At 70.9% G+C, this 17,304-nt stretch carries 15 protein-coding genes; 10 read left to right on the forward strand and 5 right to left on the reverse strand.

Annotated elements, in window-relative coordinates; translation table 11 throughout:
- Window positions 1–134: 134 nt before the first annotated feature.
- Window positions 135–902: an SDR family oxidoreductase gene (locus ACZ7M2_RS36325; protein ID WP_471598902.1), complete on the forward strand. Its 768-nt coding sequence runs from the start codon at window positions 135–137 to the stop codon at window positions 900–902.
- On the forward strand, window positions 899–1,669 hold the full coding sequence (locus ACZ7M2_RS36330; protein WP_471598903.1) for a crotonase/enoyl-CoA hydratase family protein: 771 nt from the start codon (window positions 899–901) through the stop codon (window positions 1,667–1,669). The genes ACZ7M2_RS36325 and ACZ7M2_RS36330 overlap by 4 nt, the downstream gene beginning before the upstream one ends.
- Window positions 1,670–1,778: 109 nt before the next feature.
- Here ACZ7M2_RS36330 and ACZ7M2_RS36335 read toward each other — a convergent pair whose 3' ends face one another.
- The 4 genes from ACZ7M2_RS36335 to ACZ7M2_RS36350 all read right to left on the reverse strand — a co-directional run bounded on the left by ACZ7M2_RS36335 (window position 1,779) and on the right by ACZ7M2_RS36350 (window position 6,314).
- Complete coding sequence (locus ACZ7M2_RS36335) at window positions 1,779–2,711, reverse strand: cyclase family protein (RefSeq protein ID WP_471598904.1); 933 nt, start codon at window positions 2,709–2,711, stop codon at window positions 1,779–1,781.
- A gap of 38 nt (window positions 2,712–2,749) precedes the next feature.
- Entirely contained in the window at window positions 2,750–3,940 is a 1,191-nt protein-coding gene (locus tag ACZ7M2_RS36340; RefSeq protein WP_471598905.1) for an acyl-CoA dehydrogenase family protein, read from the reverse strand.
- A gap of 65 nt (window positions 3,941–4,005) precedes the next feature.
- Window positions 4,006–5,190 carry an acyl-CoA dehydrogenase family protein gene (locus ACZ7M2_RS36345; RefSeq protein WP_471598906.1) on the reverse strand — a complete coding sequence of 395 codons (1,185 nt, stop codon included), beginning with the start codon at window positions 5,188–5,190 and terminating at the stop codon, window positions 4,006–4,008.
- Window positions 5,187–6,314, reverse strand: coding sequence for an acyl-CoA dehydrogenase family protein (locus tag ACZ7M2_RS36350; protein WP_471598907.1), 1,128 nt, complete (start codon window positions 6,312–6,314; stop codon window positions 5,187–5,189). Before ACZ7M2_RS36350 ends, ACZ7M2_RS36345 begins: the two co-directional genes overlap by 4 nt.
- Before the next feature lie 186 nt (window positions 6,315–6,500).
- Here ACZ7M2_RS36350 and ACZ7M2_RS36355 point away from each other — a divergent pair, with 186 nt between their 5' ends.
- The 6 genes from ACZ7M2_RS36355 (at window position 6,501) to trxA (ending at window position 14,325) form a co-directional block, all read left to right on the forward strand.
- On the forward strand, window positions 6,501–7,295 hold the full coding sequence (locus ACZ7M2_RS36355; protein WP_352051664.1) for a FadR/GntR family transcriptional regulator: 795 nt from the start codon (window positions 6,501–6,503) through the stop codon (window positions 7,293–7,295).
- A 560-nt stretch (window positions 7,296–7,855) separates the two neighbouring features.
- On the forward strand, window positions 7,856–9,793 hold the full coding sequence (locus tag ACZ7M2_RS36360; protein WP_471598908.1) for a flavin-containing monooxygenase: 1,938 nt from the start codon (window positions 7,856–7,858) through the stop codon (window positions 9,791–9,793).
- 13 nt (window positions 9,794–9,806) lie between these two features.
- Entirely contained in the window at window positions 9,807–10,742 is a 936-nt protein-coding gene (locus ACZ7M2_RS36365; RefSeq protein WP_471598909.1) for a zinc-dependent alcohol dehydrogenase, read from the forward strand.
- Between the two features lie 69 nt (window positions 10,743–10,811).
- On the forward strand, window positions 10,812–12,197 hold the full coding sequence (locus ACZ7M2_RS36370) for an MFS transporter (protein WP_471598910.1): 1,386 nt from the start codon (window positions 10,812–10,814) through the stop codon (window positions 12,195–12,197).
- A 63-nt stretch (window positions 12,198–12,260) separates the two neighbouring features.
- Complete coding sequence (locus tag ACZ7M2_RS36375) at window positions 12,261–13,964, forward strand: UGSC family (seleno)protein (RefSeq protein ID WP_471598911.1); 1,704 nt, start codon at window positions 12,261–12,263, stop codon at window positions 13,962–13,964.
- Window positions 13,965–13,998: 34 nt separating this feature from the next.
- Complete coding sequence (trxA, locus tag ACZ7M2_RS36380; RefSeq protein WP_471598912.1) at window positions 13,999–14,325, forward strand: thioredoxin; 327 nt, start codon at window positions 13,999–14,001, stop codon at window positions 14,323–14,325.
- Between the two features lie 65 nt (window positions 14,326–14,390).
- Here the strand turns inward: trxA and ACZ7M2_RS36385 are convergent, their stop codons facing one another.
- Window positions 14,391–15,170, reverse strand: coding sequence for an SDR family NAD(P)-dependent oxidoreductase (locus tag ACZ7M2_RS36385; protein ID WP_471598913.1), 780 nt, complete (start codon window positions 15,168–15,170; stop codon window positions 14,391–14,393).
- Window positions 15,171–15,407: 237 nt separating this feature from the next.
- On the opposite strand from ACZ7M2_RS36385, the gene ACZ7M2_RS36390 reads away from it, so the two are divergent.
- Window positions 15,408–16,427, forward strand: a complete 1,020-nt coding sequence (locus ACZ7M2_RS36390) for a GDSL-type esterase/lipase family protein (RefSeq protein WP_471598914.1) — start codon at window positions 15,408–15,410, stop codon at window positions 16,425–16,427.
- An 83-nt stretch (window positions 16,428–16,510) separates the two neighbouring features.
- Complete coding sequence (locus tag ACZ7M2_RS36395; RefSeq protein ID WP_471598915.1) at window positions 16,511–17,302, forward strand: SDR family NAD(P)-dependent oxidoreductase; 792 nt, start codon at window positions 16,511–16,513, stop codon at window positions 17,300–17,302.
- Window positions 17,303–17,304: the final 2 nt, after the last annotated feature.

Here is a 17,304-nt window from a genome sequence, read left to right on the forward strand (position 1 = left end):
ACGGAGAGGCGGCCGTTTGAGGTAAATTAGTTACTTGATTGTACCGATGCTGTCCAGGTGCGGCCAAGAGGCGTCGACATGAGGGTGTTCCCGCCCGTGCGCCGGTCCGCGGCCGGCCCGACTCCAGGAGAACCATGCGACTAGACGCGATCACCGCACTCGTCACCGGCGGCGCCTCCGGCCTCGGGGCCGCGACCGCGGCGGCATTCGCCGAGGCGGGCGCCAAAGTGGTCATCACCGACCTGCCCGGCTCGCCCGGCGCCGACACCGCTGCCGCGCTGGGCGACGGAGTACGGTTCGTGCCGGCCGACATCACCGACGAGGCCGGCTTGCGGGCTCCGCTCGAAGCGGCCCAGGAGACCGGGAACCTGCGGGCCGTGGTGCACTGCGCCGGCCGCGGCGGCGACCGGCTGCGCATCCTCGACAAGTCGGGAGCGCCCGCCGCGCTGGACAGCTACCGGCAGGTCCTGGAGGTCAACCTCGTCGGCACCTACAACGTCCTGCGGCTGGCCGCCGCCGCCATGGCGGGCAACACCGTCGAGGAGGGCGACCGGGGAGCGATCGTGCTCACCGCCTCCGCGGCGGCCTTCGAGGGGCAGATCGGCCAGACCTCGTACGCCGCCTCCAAGGGCGGGGTTCACGCGATGACGCTGGTGGCGGCCCGCGACCTCGCCGGCTGGGCGATCCGGGTCAACACCATCGCGCCCGGCACCTTCGACACCCCCATGCTCGCCCGGCTCCGCGAGGACATCCGCCGGAGCATCGCCGAGACCATCCCCCACCCCAGGCGGCTCGGGAATCCCGAGGACTACGCCGACCTGGCGCTGACCCTGGTGCGCAACCGCTACGTCAACGGCGAGACCATCCGCCTCGACGGCGCGCTGCGCATGGGCCCGCGATGAGCGGCGAGCCCGAGGTCCTGGTCGACCGGCAGGACCGGATCCTCGTGATCAGCCTCAACAGACCCGCGCAGAAGAACGCCATGACCCTGACGGCCGCGCAGGTCGTGGCCGAGGCCGTCGACCTCCTCGACGGCTCACCGGACCTGTCCGTCGCCGTGCTGTCGGGTGCCGGCGGGACCTTCTGCGCGGGCATGGACCTCAAACGGTTCGCCCAGGGGGAGCGGCCCGCCGTGCCGGGCCGCGGCTTCGGCGGGCTCGTCGAGGCACCCCCGAAGAAGCCGATCATCGCCGCCGTCGAGGGCTGGGCGCTCGGCGGCGGCTTCGAACTGGCCCTGGCCTGCGACATGGTGGTGGCCGCCGAGGGGGCCCGCTTCGGACTGCCCGAGGTCCGGCGCGGCCTGGTCGCGCGCGGCGGCGGCATGATCCGGCTGCCGCAGCGCCTGCCGCGCTCGGTCGCGATGGAACTGCTGCTGACCGGCGACCCCATCGACGCGGCCCGGGCCGAGCGGCTCGGACTCGTCAACCGCGTCGTGGCCGAGGGGCAGGCGCTGGAGGCGGCCCTGTACCTCGCCGGACGCGTCGCCGGCAACGCGCCCCTGGCCGTCCGGTGCGCGAAAGCGGTGGCGGGCGCCGCGTCCGGCTGGCCGCACGACGAGGTCTGGCTGCGGCAGGCGCCGCTGTCCGACGCCGTGTTCGCATCGCAGGACGCGAAGGAAGGGGCACGGGCCTTCGTGGAACGCAGAGATCCCGTGTGGACGGGGAGTTAGGAGAGCCCGTCACCCGATGACGCAGACGGGCCGGTGCGGCGGCGGTCTCCCTTGGGCTGTCGCCGCCGCATCGCCCTCCCGTCGGCGGACGGCAGCCGGGCGTCGCCCGTCAGCGGACGGCCACGGGGTTCACCAGTCCGCCGGTGCTCCGCAGGAAGCGCTCCGGGGTCGCGTTGAGCAGGAACGTGTAGCGGCGGTCGCGGGCGCAGGCGGCCGCGAGGTCTTCCAGCACCCAGTTCTGCCCTTGGATCATGCCCATCATCACCAGACAGAGGATGTGGACGGGCAGCATGACGTCCTCGACGTTCGAGGGCAGCAGTTCCATGGGCATGTTGTCGATCGCCACGGCGGCCGCCCGACGTTCGTGGAGGAAGAGCGGCGCGTCGTGGTCGAGCGCGGGCACAGGCCGCCGATAGCCCGGCACGTCGCCCGCGAGGAAGTACGACACCTGCCCGGTCCGTACGAGGACGATGTCGCCCTCCTCCACCGGCGTTCCCTGGGCCTCTTCCACGGCCTCCAGGACCGCGCGCGTCACCGCGAACCGGCCGGGCAGCCGGTCGACGCCCTGGTACCGGGCCACGTCCAGCAGGATGCCGCGCGACACGATGGTGCCGGCCGCCTCGATGCCGAGCCTGGCCGCGCCGGAGGCGTCGATCACGTCCGCCGGAATGCCGTTGTACATGACGCCGCGGTGGCTGCAGTGCGACAGGGCGTCCCAGTGCGTCGCCGCCTGGGTGGGCGTCATCACGATGTCGTCGCTGTACGCGACCGAGTCCGGGGAAGCGGCCATCGGCGTGTTGATCGCGAGCATGGTCCGGACCGGGTTGATGCGCCCCGGGACGCTGGTGCCGAACTGCTGCGGGCCGTCCAGCGACAGCGACATGGACAGGGAGAAGGTCTCGCCCGTGACCGCCGAGGCCGTGGCCTTCTTGACCACCTCGGGGGTGACGAAGTTGAGTGTGCCGAGCTGGTCGTCCGCGCCCCAGCGCTTCCAGTTGTTGACCCGCTCGGCCAAGGTGTCGAACTCGGTAACGCTCAGCACGGTTTCCGCCTCTCGGCCGCTGTGACTCTTCCGGTGGATCAGGAACGGGGTTCCCTGGGCAGCCCCAGGGCTCGTTCGGCGACGGTGTCGCGCAGTACCTCGTTGGCGCCGCCCGCGATGGTGTAGGCCCGCGAGTAGAGAAGGGCGTCCTGCCAGTAACCCCCGGCCACGGCACGCTCGTCGCCCTCGGTCAGGAGGCCGTCGAGTCCCTGCAACTGGACTCCGAGGGAGACGGCGTCGAGGTTGGTCTCGCTGTAGAAGATCTTCACCATCGCGGGGTCGGCGGGCTCGTCGGTACCGGCCGCCATCCGGGACTGCACCGCCTTGCTCATCAGGTCGGCGACGTACACCCGTGCGGCCAGCCGTCCAAGCCGGCCGCGTGTGGCGCCGTCACTCAACGCGGGCTCTCCGGCCGGGCCGGGCTCGGCGGCCAGATCGATGAGCCCGTCGAGGTCGTTGAGCAGTTCGGCGCTCCGCGCGGCGACCGAGCCCCGCTCCTGGGCCAGGCTGGCGCCGGCGACCCGCCACCCGTCGCCGACCTCGCCGATCACCCGGTCGGCGGGGATGCGCACGCCGTCCAGGAACACCTCGTTGAAGTCGGCGGTGCCGGTGATCTCCCGGAGCGGCCGGACCTCCACCCCCGGCGTGCGCATGTCCATCGCGAACGCGGTGATGCCCCGGGTCCTGCGTGCCGTGGGATCGGTGCGCGCGAGCAGATACCCGACGTCGGCGTGCTGGGCGTTGGTCGTCCACACCTTCTGGCCGTCGACGACGAAGTGGTCGCCCTCCCGGCGCGCCCGGGTGCGCAGCCCCGCCAGGTCGCTGCCGGCCTCGGGTTCACTGAACAGCTGGCACCACAGGTCCGCGCCGGACCGCAGCCGGGGCAGGAAGTGGCGCTTCTGCTCCTGCGAGCCATGGGCCAGCAGCGCGCCCGAAGCCAGGGCACCGGCACCGATCTGCCCCCAGGACCGCGCCCGGGCCAGTTCCTCGGCGACGACGAACGCGGGCTCGGGCCGCGGATCGGGGAGGCCGCCGAACTCGGCCGGCCACGATCTGCCCAGATAACCGGCCTCGTGCAACAGGGCGATCCATCGCCGCAGTTCGGGCACCAGGTCGGCGACGGGGGCCCGGACACCCGCGTGGGTCCTCGTGCCGGGCGCGTGGGCGCGGATGAACGCACGCACCTCGGCGCGGAACGCGTCGAGTTCGGCGTCGGCGTCGAACCTCATCGTCTCTCCTGTCCTTGGCGGGCGACGGCATCCCCGGCACGGGAGCAAAGCCCGCCGTGCCGGGCTCAGACCGGCATTCCGGGATCGCGGGGCAGCCCGAGAACCTGTTCCGCGAGGGTGTTCCGCTGGATCTCGGCCGTGCCCGCACCGATCGTCGAGGCCCTCGCGCGCAGGAAGCCGTACAGCCATCTGCCACGCTGCACCGCCTCCTCGGACCCGGGGCCGAGCAGCCCGGCCGGGCCCAGTACGTCGACGGCGAACTCGTGGATGTCCTGTTCGAAGGCGCTGATGTGCAGCCGGGACACGGAGGAGACCGGGCCCGGTTCGCCGTGGGTGAGGATGTCCGAGATCGTGCGCTGCCCGTTGTAGTGCATGATGCGCACCCGGATCTCGAAGCCGGCCATCCGGTCCCGCACGTCAGCGTCGTCCGACAGGCCCCTGTCCACGAGGAGTTGCTGAAGTTCGGTGAGGACTCGGCGGTAGGTCGCCGCCTGGTTCATGGCACCGGCGGCACGCTCGTGGCCCAGGCTCGTACGGACCAGCGGCCAGCCCCCGTTCTCCTCGCCGACCCGGTCGGCGACGGGCACGCGGACGTCGTCGAAGAACACCTCCGCGAACAGGTGCCCTCCGGTCAGGTCGCGCAGGGGCCGGACTTCCACGCCCAGCGCGTGGGCGTCGACGACGAGGTAGGTGATCCCGCGCTGCCGGGACGCGCGGGTACCCGTCCGCACGAGCGTGAAGAAGACGTCCGCCCTGGCGGCATGACTGGTCCACACCTTCTGCCCGTTCACCACGTACGTGTCGCCCTCGCGGCGCGCGGTGGTGCGCAGACTCGGCAGGTCTGAACCGGCCTCCGGCTCCGAGTAGCCCTGGGCCCAGACCGTGTCCCCGCGCAGCATGGCGGGTAGCCAGCGCCGCTTCTGCTCGGCGCTGCCGAACTTGATGATCGTCGGCGCGGCGATCCCCAGGCCTGTCCCGACCGGTCCGGGCACCCGGGCGCGTGCCAACTCCTCCTGGTACACCACCTGGTGGGCGAACGGCAGGTCCATGCCGCCGTACTCCTCGGGCCAGCCGGGCCCGGCGAGTCCGTGGTCGAAGAGAGCGGCCTGCCAGGCCCGGGTCCAGGCGAAACGCTCCTCGGGATCCCGTGGCCGGCGCCCGGGTCCGTGACCGGCGAGGAACTCCCGCAACCGGGTCCGGAACGCGTCGAGCGACTCACGGTTCTGCGGGCGTGGGGCGGTGGTCGTCATGGGCGGGTCCCTCCTGCCGTGGTGAGCCGGGCGAGCCGCGCGCGTTCCTCGCGCGGCGTACCGAACAGCAGCTCGGACGACTTCGCGCGGCGCAGGTAGAGGTGCGCCCGGTGTTCCCAGGTGAAGCCGATCCCGCCGTGGATCTGGATGTTCTCCTTCGCCGCGTGGGTGAAGGCCTCCGAGCAGTAGGCGCGCGCCACGCCGGCCGCGATCGCGGCCTCGGTCCCCGGCGTGCCCACCACGGATCCGGCGAACCTGGCCGCCGACCGGGCGCACTCCACCTCGACGAGGAGCTGTGCGCACTTGTGCTTGATCGCCTGGAAGGAGCCGATCGGGCGCCCGAACTGCTCACGCGTCCTGGCATGGGCGACCGCCATGTCCAGGCATGCCGCGGCGCCGCCGACCTGCTCCGCCGCGACCGCCGCGCGGACGAGGTCGTGCACCGCGGCGAGCGGCTCCGACGCGTCGCCGGCACCGATCCTGGTCGCAGGGGTGGCGGCCAGGCCGATCCTGGCCAGCGGCCGGGTCGGATCCAGGACGTCCAGCACCGTCCGGGTCACGCCGGTCTCGGTGCCCGGGACGGCGAAGACCCCGACCCCGTCGGGGCACCGCGCGGTCACCAGCAGCAGGTCGGCGGTGTGCCCGTCGACCACGTGGCTCTTGGTGCCGGTCAGCGACCAGCCGCCGGCACGCCGTTCGGCCGTGGTCGTGAGGACGTCCGGCTCCCAGGAGCCGTCCGGCTCGGCCGTCGCCAGGGTGGCGGTGAGGGCGCCCGAGGCGATGCCCGGCAGCCAGCGCTCCTGCGCCGCGGCGTCCGCGCACCGTGCGAGGGTCTGGCCGGCCAGCACCACGGTGGCGAAGAACGGGCTCGGGCAGAGGGTACGGCCCATCTCCTCCAGTACGACGCCCAGTTCGGCGGGCCCCAGGCCGGCGCCCCCGTGCCGCTCGGGCACAGCGAGACCGGTGAGGCCCAGCCGGCCGGAGAGCTGCCGCCAGAGGCCCTCGTCGTACTCCTCCGGACGGGTGCCGGAAGGCGGCGGCCTGTGCATCATGGCCTTGTCGTCGAGGAACTTGCGCACCAGGCCGCGCAGTTCCTCCTGGTCCTCGTCGAGACTCAGGCTCATCGCGGGTCCACCGGCATCGTCGTGACCTTCACACATCGTGACCTTAGCAGCGATCGGATAAATCAGTAAACTGATTCGAAGGTGGAGACGGCAGGCTGTCCCGGTCAGCGGGAGCGCCCGGAAGAGGCGGAACGCGGCCTCATCGATGCAGGTGATGAGAGTCTCTAATCAAGTACACTCATTGCCATGAGTGCCACACTGGGTCCGCACATCGGTCAGACGGTCCGCGCGCCCAAGACGGCGGAGCTGATCGCCGCACAGCTGCGCCGCCGGATCGTCCAGGGTGAGCTGACGCCCGGCGAGACCCTGCCGCCCGAGATCCAGCTCATGGAGCAGTTCGGTGTCTCGCGGCCCACCCTGCGCGAGGCCTTCCGCATTCTCGAGGCCGAGATGCTCATCAGGGTCCGGCGCGGCAGCCGGGGCGGCGCTCAGGTCATGGCCCCGGACTCCTCGGTGGCGGCCCGCCATGTCGGCCTGCTGCTGCAGATGCAGGGGACCACCGTCGACGACGTCTACGAGGCCCGCATGATCGCGGAGCCCGCCTGTGCGCGCATGCTGGCCAAGCGCCGCACGAAGCAGGACCTCGCCGACCTCGAACAAGTGGTGACGGAACTGCAGTCCGCGGTGGAGTCGAAGGACGACGCCGTACCCGACCCGGCCCTGTGGTCGCGGCTCACCTACCGGTTCCATGAGCTGATCATGGAGCGGTGCGGCAACAGGACCCTGGCGGTTCAGGGTGCCGTGCTCCAGGAGATCGTGGCGACCCATCTCGAACTGCGCGTCGCGCGCAATTTCGACAAGAACGAGTCGCCCGAGCGCTTCCAGCGCGCGATCAAGGCGTACAAGCGCCTCGTGATGCTGGTCGAGGCCCGGGACGCCGAGGGTGCCGAGCGGCACTGGCGCAACCACATGAAGGTCGCGGCCACCTATCTCCTCAAGGACGACTTGCACAACAAGCCCGTGGTGGAACTCTTCGCCTGACCGGGGCCACCGGTGCCCGCGTGCGGCACCATGCCCGCGCGCCGCACGAAGGCCGGTGTCGAGACCGGTGTACCGACCGGTGTCCCGGTCAGTGGAACGCGACCCCGGCCGCAAGCTGCGGCCACCTACTCTCCTCGTATCGGATCCAGCCGACCGGGCTCCGCACCCGTCGCGACGACCGCGAGATCCCGGGAGTGCCGCGATGCGACGCGATGATGCCGGAGCCTCGCCGGCCCGGCCGAACTCCTGTGTGCCCGGCCCGGTGAAACGTGTCGGCAGCGTGCTGCCGAAGCCTTGACGAAGCCGGGTCCCCCTCCCTCGTGGTGGCGCGCCCACTCTTGCGCAGCCCTTCTGTCCAGCCGCTCGGTGACCGGATTCCGGCTCACCCGTGTGGGCGTCGCCGTCATTCCCCTGGGGGTTCGGCCTTGGTGTGCCGGTGGGCTCCGAAGAGCGCGCAGCCGTCTTGAATCCAGATCTATGAGTCGATTAAGTTAACTCAATAAGCTTGATGTGTGGATGATCGCCCGTCACCACGGGTGCGCCGGCAGGGAGGGAGTCGTATGACCGAGAACGGCAGGCTCGCGACGGGAACGCCGCGGCAGGTGGACGAGGCGTTCATCGACCGCGCGCTGGACGAAGCCGATCTGAACGCGCTGAGGCTCGCGCTGTACCAAGTCACCCGGGACGAGTCCCTGCTCGAAATGCCGCTCACGGCGACCCCCATGTACGGTGGCGCGCTCAACCAGACCGTCGTCGCCGAAGAGGCCGTACCGCACCTGCGGGCCCGTGCCAAGGAGTTCCTGCTCCACAGGCCGTCCGGCTTCACCGAGGAGAAGCCGGACGACACCGAGCTGCGCCGCATGTACGAGGCGTTCCGCGACGAGGAACTCACCGACCGGGACTGGGCCTACCGACGCGACCTCGCGGCCTTCGACGACCACCCCAGGCTCGCCCGGTGGACGGGCGCCAAGCCGTCCATCCCGGAGGGCTTCCAGGTGGCCGTCATCGGCGCCGGATTCGGCGGCATCGCCGTCGCCGTCCAGCTGGAGCGCCTCGGTATCCCGTACACGGTCTACGAGCGGCGCCCGGAGCTGGGCGGCACCTGGAGCATCAACGCCTACCCCGACGTCCGGGTCGACACCACCAACTTCCTCTACCAGTTCTTCTTCGAGAAGAACTACCCGTGGACCGAGTACTTCGCGCGGGCCGGCGAGGTGCGCGAGTACCTGCAGCACGTGGCCAAGAAGTACGGCGTCTTCGAGCACATCAGCTTCGACAGCGACGTCAAGGAGGCCGTCTTCGACGCGGAGACCGGCCGCTGGTCGCTCGACGTCGTGCTCGACGGCCGGCCACGGCGGCTCAGCGCCAACGCCGTGGTGAGCGCCAGCGGCCTGTTCGCCACGCCCAAACGCCTCGACGTCCCGGGCATCGAGGACTTCCAGGGCGAGATCGTGCACACCGCCGAATGCACCGGCCAGGAACGGCTCGACGGCCGTGACGTCGCCATCATCGGCAACGGCTCGACCGGTGTGCAGATGATGTCGTCCGTGCGCGAGCGGGCCCGGAGCGTCGGAGTCTTCCAGCGCACCCCGCAGTGGATCAGCCCCCGGGACCGCTACGGCGAGGCCATCACCCCTCAGACCCGCTGGCTGCTGGACACGATGCCCTACTACTGGAACTGGTACTGCTACTCCATCGCCACCCTCCGCCTGGGCGGCCAGGTCCTCCAGGAACCGGACCCCGAGTGGCAGGCCGCGGGCGGACTCGTCAACGAGGCGAACGACGGCTACCGGGAGAGCCTGACCACGTACGTGAAGTCCAAGCTGGGCGACCGCCCCGACCTGTGGGAGAAGCTCATCCCGCGGCACGCACCCATGGCCCGCCGGCTCATCGTCGACAACAACTGGTACGCCTCGCTCCTCGAGGACAACGTCGAGCTGGTCACGGAGTCCATCGAGCGGTTCACCCCGACCGGCATCCGAACCGCCGACGGCAAGGAGCGCTCCTACGACCTCGTCTTCACCGCCACCGGCTTCGCCACCCAGAAGTACCTGTGGCCCACCCGGTACCAGGGCCTGGACGGGGAGACCCTGGAGGACCGCTGGAACGACCCGGAGGCCGGCGGGCCACGCGCCTACCTCAGCATCACGGTGCCGCGCTTCCCGAACCTGTTCATCATGTACGGGCCCAACTCGCAGAACCGGTCCGGTTCGCTGATCGTGTGGATGGAGACCTGGGCGCGCTACACAGCCGAGGGTCTGATCGCCCTGATCGAGGGCGGCCACAGCCGGCTGTCCGTGCGCGAGGAGGTCTTCGAGGACTACAACCGCCGGCTGGATGAGGCGATGCTCTCCCTCATCTGGTACGACCCGGGGTCCAAGGACCGCAACTACTACGTGAACGAGTTCGGCCGACAGCAGGTCAACGTGCCCTGGCGGCTGGAGGAGTACCACGAGCTGCTGGCGAAGTTCCGCCCCGAAGACTACGACTTCGCGTGAGGACCGGGCCGTCATGAGAGCCGTTCGCTGCGCACCCCCGGGCGTCGAGGTCGTGGAGACCGAAGAACCCGGCGGGGAAGGGGAGTTGGTCCGGGTGGCCGCCGTGGGCATCTGCGGCTCGGACCTGAGGTATCTGAGGCGCGGAAGCACCCAGATCGCCGGGCACGAGATCGCCGCCACGGCTGCGGACGGCATGCCTGTGGCCGTCGAGGCCATCGCCAGGTGCGGCGGCTGCGAGTGGTGCGCGGCCGGCCGGCACAACATGTGCCGGCTCGCGGGCCGGGACATCGTCGGCATGACGGTGCCGGGCGGGATGGCGGAGTGCTTCCGGGCGCCGTCGTCGGCGCTCGTACCGCTGCCGGCCGGACTGTCCCTGGAGGACGCGACACTCGTCGAACCGGGAGCCGTCTCCTGGCACGCCTGCGGCAAGGGCGAGGTCGGTCCCGGCACCAGGGTCGCGGTCGTGGGGGCCGGCACCATCGGCATGCTGGCCGCCGCCGCGGCCCAGCGGATGGGCGCTCCCGAAGTGGCCCTCGTGGCCAGGCATCCGTATCAGGCCGAGGCGGGAGAACGCCTCGGCCTGACCCGCCCGTCGGGCCTGTACGACGTCGTCGTCGAGGCGAGCGGCAGCGAGAGCGGACTGTTCCGTGCCGTCGAACTCGCCCGGTCGCTCGGCACGGTGACGACGGTCGGTGTCTATCCACCCGACGTCACCTGGCCCTACCGGGAGGCGTTCCTCAAGGAGGTACGCGTCGTGCCGTCGATGGGATACGCGCGGGACGCCACGGGCACACGGGAGTTCACCCACTCCGCGCAACTGCTGGCCGACCGGCCCGAGATCGCCCGGACCCTGATCAGCCACCGGTTCGGCATCGAAGAGGCCGCACGCGCCTTCGAGGTAGCCGCCTCCAGACCGCCGGGGACCTTCAAGGTCGTCGTGCACCCGTGACGCCCACGGGCCGGCCTTGTGGCGCGCACCCGCTCAGTCAGACACCCACACCGTCGGGCGGAGACGAAGATGTCGAAAGCCGTGCCGAACCCCCGTGTGCTGCCCGGCGCGGCAGGCACCGGTTCCATTGCCGCGCGGGTGGGGACCGCGAGCATGCTCGGGACCTTCATCGAGTTCTACGACTTCACCTGTTACGGCTTCCTGGTCGTCTACATGGCCCCGCTCTTCTTCCCGGCGAGCGACCGGACCACGAGCATTCTCACCTCGCTGGGCGTCTACGGGGTGGGATACCTCGCCCGCCCCCTCGGCGCGCTTTTCTTCGGCCGTCTCGGCGACCGGCTGGGGCGGCGCTCCGCCCTGATCTTCACCGTCATCGGCATGGGCGGCGCGACGACCGTCATGGGACTGCTGCCGACCTACGGCACGGCCGGCGTCGCCGCGCCCGTCCTGCTGGTCCTCGTGCGGATGGTGCAGGGCTTCTGCGCGGGAGGCGAGATCGGGGGTGCGGCCACCCTGGTCTCCGAGTCCGACGGCGGCCGCAGACGGGGACGCCTCCAGGCGCTGATTCCCCTGGGGTCGAGCCTCGGCGTGGCGGTCTCGCCCGCCGTGGTCGGCGTACTGGTGACGGTTCTCGGCACGCAGGACATGGAGCGCTGGGGCTGGCGCGTCCCGCTGCTGCTGTCGGCGGCGATGACCCTCGCCGTCGTGGTCTACCGGGTCCGGGTCGAGGACTCGCCGGAGTTCCGGTCGCTGGCCGCCGCCGAGGCGGTCGAGCGCTCGCCCGTGCGCGCCGCGCTGCGCGGCCACTGGCGCATGATCGCGGTCGCGGCGGTGCTCAATCTCGTCGTCACCACGGTGCTCGGCGTCCTGGTCAACTACATGAGCGTCTACCTGCTGTCCGTCCTGCACGTGCCCTCCATGCGGGTCTACTGGCTCTCGGCGGTATGTCTGTTCCTCGGGGCCTCGGGGTTCCTCGTGGGCGGCTGGTGGACCGACCGGTTCGGGCGCGCATCGGCGATGCTGCTCGGATACGGCGGTTGCGCCGCTCTCGTCTTCCCGCTGCTGTACGGCATGCGGGGGGTGGCGTCCGGCGGCGCCTGGGCACTGGTCGGAGCGGGTGCCCTGTACGTGCTGTCGCTCGCCTTCGCCTACGCGGCGGCCCCGGCGATGTACGTCACCCTGACCCAGGCGTTCCCGACCCGGGTGCGCTACACCGCCGCGTCGTTCGCCTACAACGCCGGCGCCGTCGCCGGTGGCGGTCTCACGCCCTATCTGGCCGCCCGGCTGACACAGTCCGCCGGCCCACGCGCGGCCGGCTGGCTGGTGGTGGCCGCCGCGGTCACCGGGGTCACGGTGATGTCGCTGCTCACGTCGAGGGGCCGGCAGTCTGCGATCTCCGGCCGCGGTATTGACGGCGACGGCACACTCAATCGTATAACTGATACAGATAACTGAACTGTTAAAGTCCGGAGGGTGGCGGTACGTTCTCGCCGGACTCCACCTGTTGAGGAGAGGGTCGTGACGAGCCAAGCCGGCGCAGAGCAGATCACCGTCGAGGTGGTCAATCCGACCGCGGACAAGCAGGATTCCGCGGGGTCGCCCATCGCCCCGCGACTGGACACACTGAACGGGAAGGTGCTGGGACTGCTGTCCAACAGCAAGCCCAACGCCGAGGTCGCGCTGCGCGCGGTCGCGGAGAAGATCAAGGAGACGTATCCCGACCTCAAGATCCGTCTCTTTCCCGGATCCATCCGCTTCGAGCCCGAACTGCTGCGGCGGGCCATCGAGGAGAGCGACGCCCTGATAGGCGCCACGGCGGACTGCGGCGCCTGCACCTCCTGGCTGATCCATGACGGCGCCCAGGCGGAGAAGGCCGGTGTCCCACAGGTCACCATCGTGGCCCGGGGATTCGAGCGGGACACGGACACCAGCGCCAAGGTGTTCGGGGTGCCCGGCCTGCGTTACGTGGTGGTGCCCCGCGTCTTCACCGCGCTCACGGCGGAGCAGGCGGCCGAGCAGACCCTCCCGGTCACGGAGGACATCATCCGGGCCCTCACCGAGTCCCCGGAACGGGGTGAGGCCGCCGTCGAAGAACCGGAGGAGGCCGGCGAGTGGCAGGAGTCGTACACCTTCCACGGAGGCGACGCGGTGGAGGCGGTCGACGCCTTCAACACGTTCTACCTGGAACAGGACTTCGGCGACGGCCTGCCGCTCCATCCGCCGACCCGGGCGAAGGTGGAAGCCATCATCGAGGCCCAGGGGCGCCCTCGCGACGAGCTGATCCTCACCGTGCCCCCGCTGCACGGCAAGGGCACCCTGGAGCGGATCGCGGTCAACGCCGCGATGGCCGGGTGCCGCCCGGAGGAGCTGCCCGTCGTGATCGCCGCGCTGAAGGCGATCGCCGCGTGCCCACCTCCGATGAACCTCTCGGTCCTGATGTCGACCGGGGCCTTCGCGCCGGTGATCCTCGTCAACGGCCCCCTGGTGAAGAGGCTCGGCATCAACAGCGGACGCAGCCCGCTCGGCCCCGGTCTGAACAACCGGGTCAACATCCGCATCGGCCGGGCGGTCGCGCTGACGCTGCGCAACCTCGGCGCGTGGATTCCCGGGCGGATGGACCTCGACACCATCGGCACCGTACGCAAGAACATCCAGGTGCTGGGGGAGAACGAGGACGAAAGCCCGTGGGAGCCGTACCAGGTGGGCAAGGGCCTGCGTCCCGACGACAGCACGGTGACGGTGGTGCACACGGTGGGTGAGTGGGACCTCGGCTCCAACCACGGGCCGGCCGACCGCCGTATCCGCTCCATCGCGGCGCGCACGCCCACCCTCACCCAGGTCGGGTTCATGACGAGCACCCTGGCCGGTCTTCTGGGCAACGAGGACGGGCTCTTCTACCTGCTGCCCCCGGAGACGGCGAAGAAGTTCTCGGACGCCGGACTGAGCAAGGAGGCGGTGAAACGGTTCCTGCTGCACAACATGCGGCCGCGCATCGCCGACGTCATCGCGCCCTTCATCGACTTCCGGGAGCGCGGTCTGGTGCGGCCCGAATGGGAGTGGATGTTCCAGCTCACTCCCGAGGAGCAGCGCAGCCAGTCGGTGCAGGCGTTCAACGACCCGGCCGCGATCAACATCGCCGTCGCCGGACACGGCACACCCAAGGAGTTCGTCTTCGGCACGATGACCACGCCCATCACCGAGAAGATCATCGCGATCGGATAGTCCCGCGGCGAGGCGGGGAAAGGAGGGCGAGACCATGCCCGCAGTAGTTCGCGCGGTCACCGACGACGACTTCGACGAGGTCGTCCAAGGGGCTGACCTGCCGGTGCTCGTGGACTTCTGGGCGCCGTGGTGCGGCCCGTGCCGGGTGATGGGCCCGATCCTGGACACCATGGCCGTCGCTCACGAGGGGACCCTGGACATCGTGAAGGTCAATCTGGACGAGAGCCCGCAGACGGCGCAGAGATTCGGAGTCTCCTCCATCCCCGCGCTCCTGCTGTTCTCCGGCGGCGAACTCGTGACGACCCTCGTCGGGGCCAAGCCGCGCACGGTGATCGAGAAGGCTGTCGCCGACCATCTGTGACGGACGACGACGGGGTGGCGCGGACCTGGCTTCCAGGTTCGCGCCACCCCGTTCGTGTCGGTGTGTCAGAGCCGGTAGGCGAACCTCCGCCCCGCACCGCCGTCGACCACCAGAGTCTGCCCCGTGACCCATTCCGAGAGGTCAGTGAGGAAGAACAGGATGGCCGAGGCGATGTCGCTCGTGCGGCCCACCCGCCCCAGCGGCACCTGCTCGGCGGCCTTGTCGTAGTAGCCCGGCTCCGGGTGGCGCTCGGCCACCCGCGGGGTCGCCGTCTGACCGGGTGCGACGACGTTCACGCGGATGTCGGGGCCGAGTTCGAGCGAGGCCGTGCTGACGAGATTGGCGAGACCGGCCTTTGCGGCCCCGTACACGGCGTGGCCCGGGGCGGAGCGCAGACCCGAGACCGAGCCGACGAACACCATCGAGCCGCCCTCCGTCATGGCCTTCGCGCCGATCTGCAGAGCGAGGAACACATGACGGAGATTCAGGTCGAGTCCGCGCTGCCAGAGTTCGTCGGTCACCTCGCTCAGCGGACCGTTGTCGGAGATGCCGATGATGTCGGCCAGCCCGTGGACGGGGCCGAAGTGCGTCACGGCCTCCTCGACGAACCGCTCGACGTCGGCTCGGCTCGTCGCGTCGCCGGTGAGCGCCAGTCCGCCGACCTCATCGGCGACCGCCTTGGCGCGAGCGTGGTCCGTGTCGACCACGGACACCCTGGCGCCGACACCCGCGGCGGCGAGGCAGGTCTGCCGGCCGATGCCCAGACCTCCGCCGAGTACGAGGACGTGCTTGTCCGTGAGATCGATCAAACCGCGGTAGTCGGGGGTGAGTTCGCTGATGCCCATCGTGCCTCCCTGGCTGCCGAGGGGTCCTTTGCGGAAGCGCTCCGGAAGGTGCTGACACGTTCCTTGACGCCGGATGGAGCCACCTCGTTAATATAGCGATATCCGTTAGGTAATTTAGATGAATCGCAGAGAAGCGTTCAACGCCCCGGGCCGAAGCCCGGACCGAGGAAGCGTGACGCCGCGATCGTGCCGTTGCACGGATTCGTCTCCGCCGCCCGAGTGAGAGGTGGTCCCCGAATGATCCGGGTTCAGCCGGAACGCTTCCTGCGCGGTGTCCTGCCCGCGGTGTCGTGGGCGGAGAGCGGCTCGCGGCTGCCCGTCGCCGCATGCGCCAAGCTGACGGCGGACACCGTGCGGGCCGCCCGCGTGCCCGCCGGTCTGCACCTCGCCTTCACCGGCCCGGTGTCGGCGGTCGAGCTGACGGTGTCGGTGGGGGAGCGGACCACCGTGCCCGCGCCCACGCTCCCCGAGGCCCTGGTGGTGCGGGTGCCGGGGAGCCCGTCCCGGCGGGTTCCGCTGCCGGCCGACGGGGCGGTGGTGCGCATCGCCCTGCCGGAGCGGGATCCGGACGACGTCGTACGCGTGTACCTGCCGGAGTGCGCCGAGGTCGCGGTCGTCGGTCTCGCGGGGGACCGCCGGCCCGAACCCGCTCCCCGGGGACCCCTCTGGGTGGTGTACGGCGACTCCATCACCCAGGGCTGGTCGGTCACGGAGCCCGGTCTCGCGTGGCCCTCACGGGTCGCCGACACCCTCGGGCTCGACCTGGTCAACCTCGGTTTCGCGGGGGCGGCGCGGGGCGAACTCCCGACCGCCGACACCGTGGCCGCCTCCGGGGCCGACGCCGTGGCCGTGGCGTGGGGCACCAACGCGTACACCTCGCTGCCGACGAGCGCGGCCCGGATCGCCGAAACGATGCGGCTCTATCTCACCGCCGTGCGCCAAGGGCTTCCCGAGGCCCCGATCGTGGTGGTGAGCCCCATCGTCCGGCCGGACGCGGAAACCGTCCCCAACCGCTTCGGCGCCACTCTCGCCGATCTCCGCGCGGCCCTGGAGGAAACGGTGCACCGGTTCGCCGCGACGGCCGGGGACGGCCGGGTGACGCTCGTTCCGGGCCTGGACCTCGTGCCGGCCGAACAGCTCGTGGACGGTATCCACCCCGGTGACGAGGGACACCGCGCCCTCGCCGAGGGCGTGACGGCGCAGGTCGCCGCCGGACTCGGACCGGACGCCGACCGGGTGCGGGCGGGGGCGACATGACGAGCCGTTCCCGGCTCGCTCGTCCCGCACACCGGAGATCGTACGAAATCAGCACCGCCGTACCGCGGCGGGGGAGGAGCGAGATGAATCCGGGGACCGTATTCCGGCTGGACGGCAAGGTGGCGGTGGTCACCGGAGGCGGCAGCGGCATCGGCCGGGCGAGCGCGGACGTGCTCGCCGCGGCCGGCGCCCGGGTCGTGGTCGCCGACCTCGACGCGCAGAGCGCCGAGGCGACCACGGCCGGCATCAAGGAGAACGGCGGGGAAGCCGTGGCCCGCCAGGTGGACGTGGCCGATCCGGCCGCCGTGACCGCCCTGGTCGACGAGACCGTCTCCGGTCTCGGACAGCTCGACGTCCTCGTCAACAACGCGGGCATCATGATCCGCCGCCCGCTCACGGAGGTCCCGCCCGAGGAGTTCGACCGGGTCCTGTCCGTCAACCTGAAGAGCGTGCTCTACGGCAGCCAGGCCGCCGCGCGCGTCATGCGACCCGGGTCGAGCATCGTCAACACACTCTCCACCATCATCGACTTCGCCACCGCCGGCACCGGCTCCTACGCCGCGGCGAAGAAGGGCGGCGAGGCGCTGACCCGTACCTTCGCGGTCGAACTGGGCGCCCGTGGCATCCGGGTCAACGGTGTCGCACCCGGCTGGACGGACACCGGTATCACCCGGGAGCGGCACACGGACTCGTCGGGCCGCTTCGAGCAGGACCGGTTCGACGAACTCGCGGGCAAGATGGCCACCGTCTCGCCCCTGGGCACGGTCGCCGAGTCGGTCGACTCGGCCTACGCGGTCCTGTATCTGGCGTCCGAGGCGAGCCGCTTCGTCACCGGACACGTGATCCGCGTGAACGGCGGAGCTTCGATGACCTGAGG

The sequence above is a fragment of the Streptomyces sp. NPDC111507 genome, from assembly GCF_055638955.1.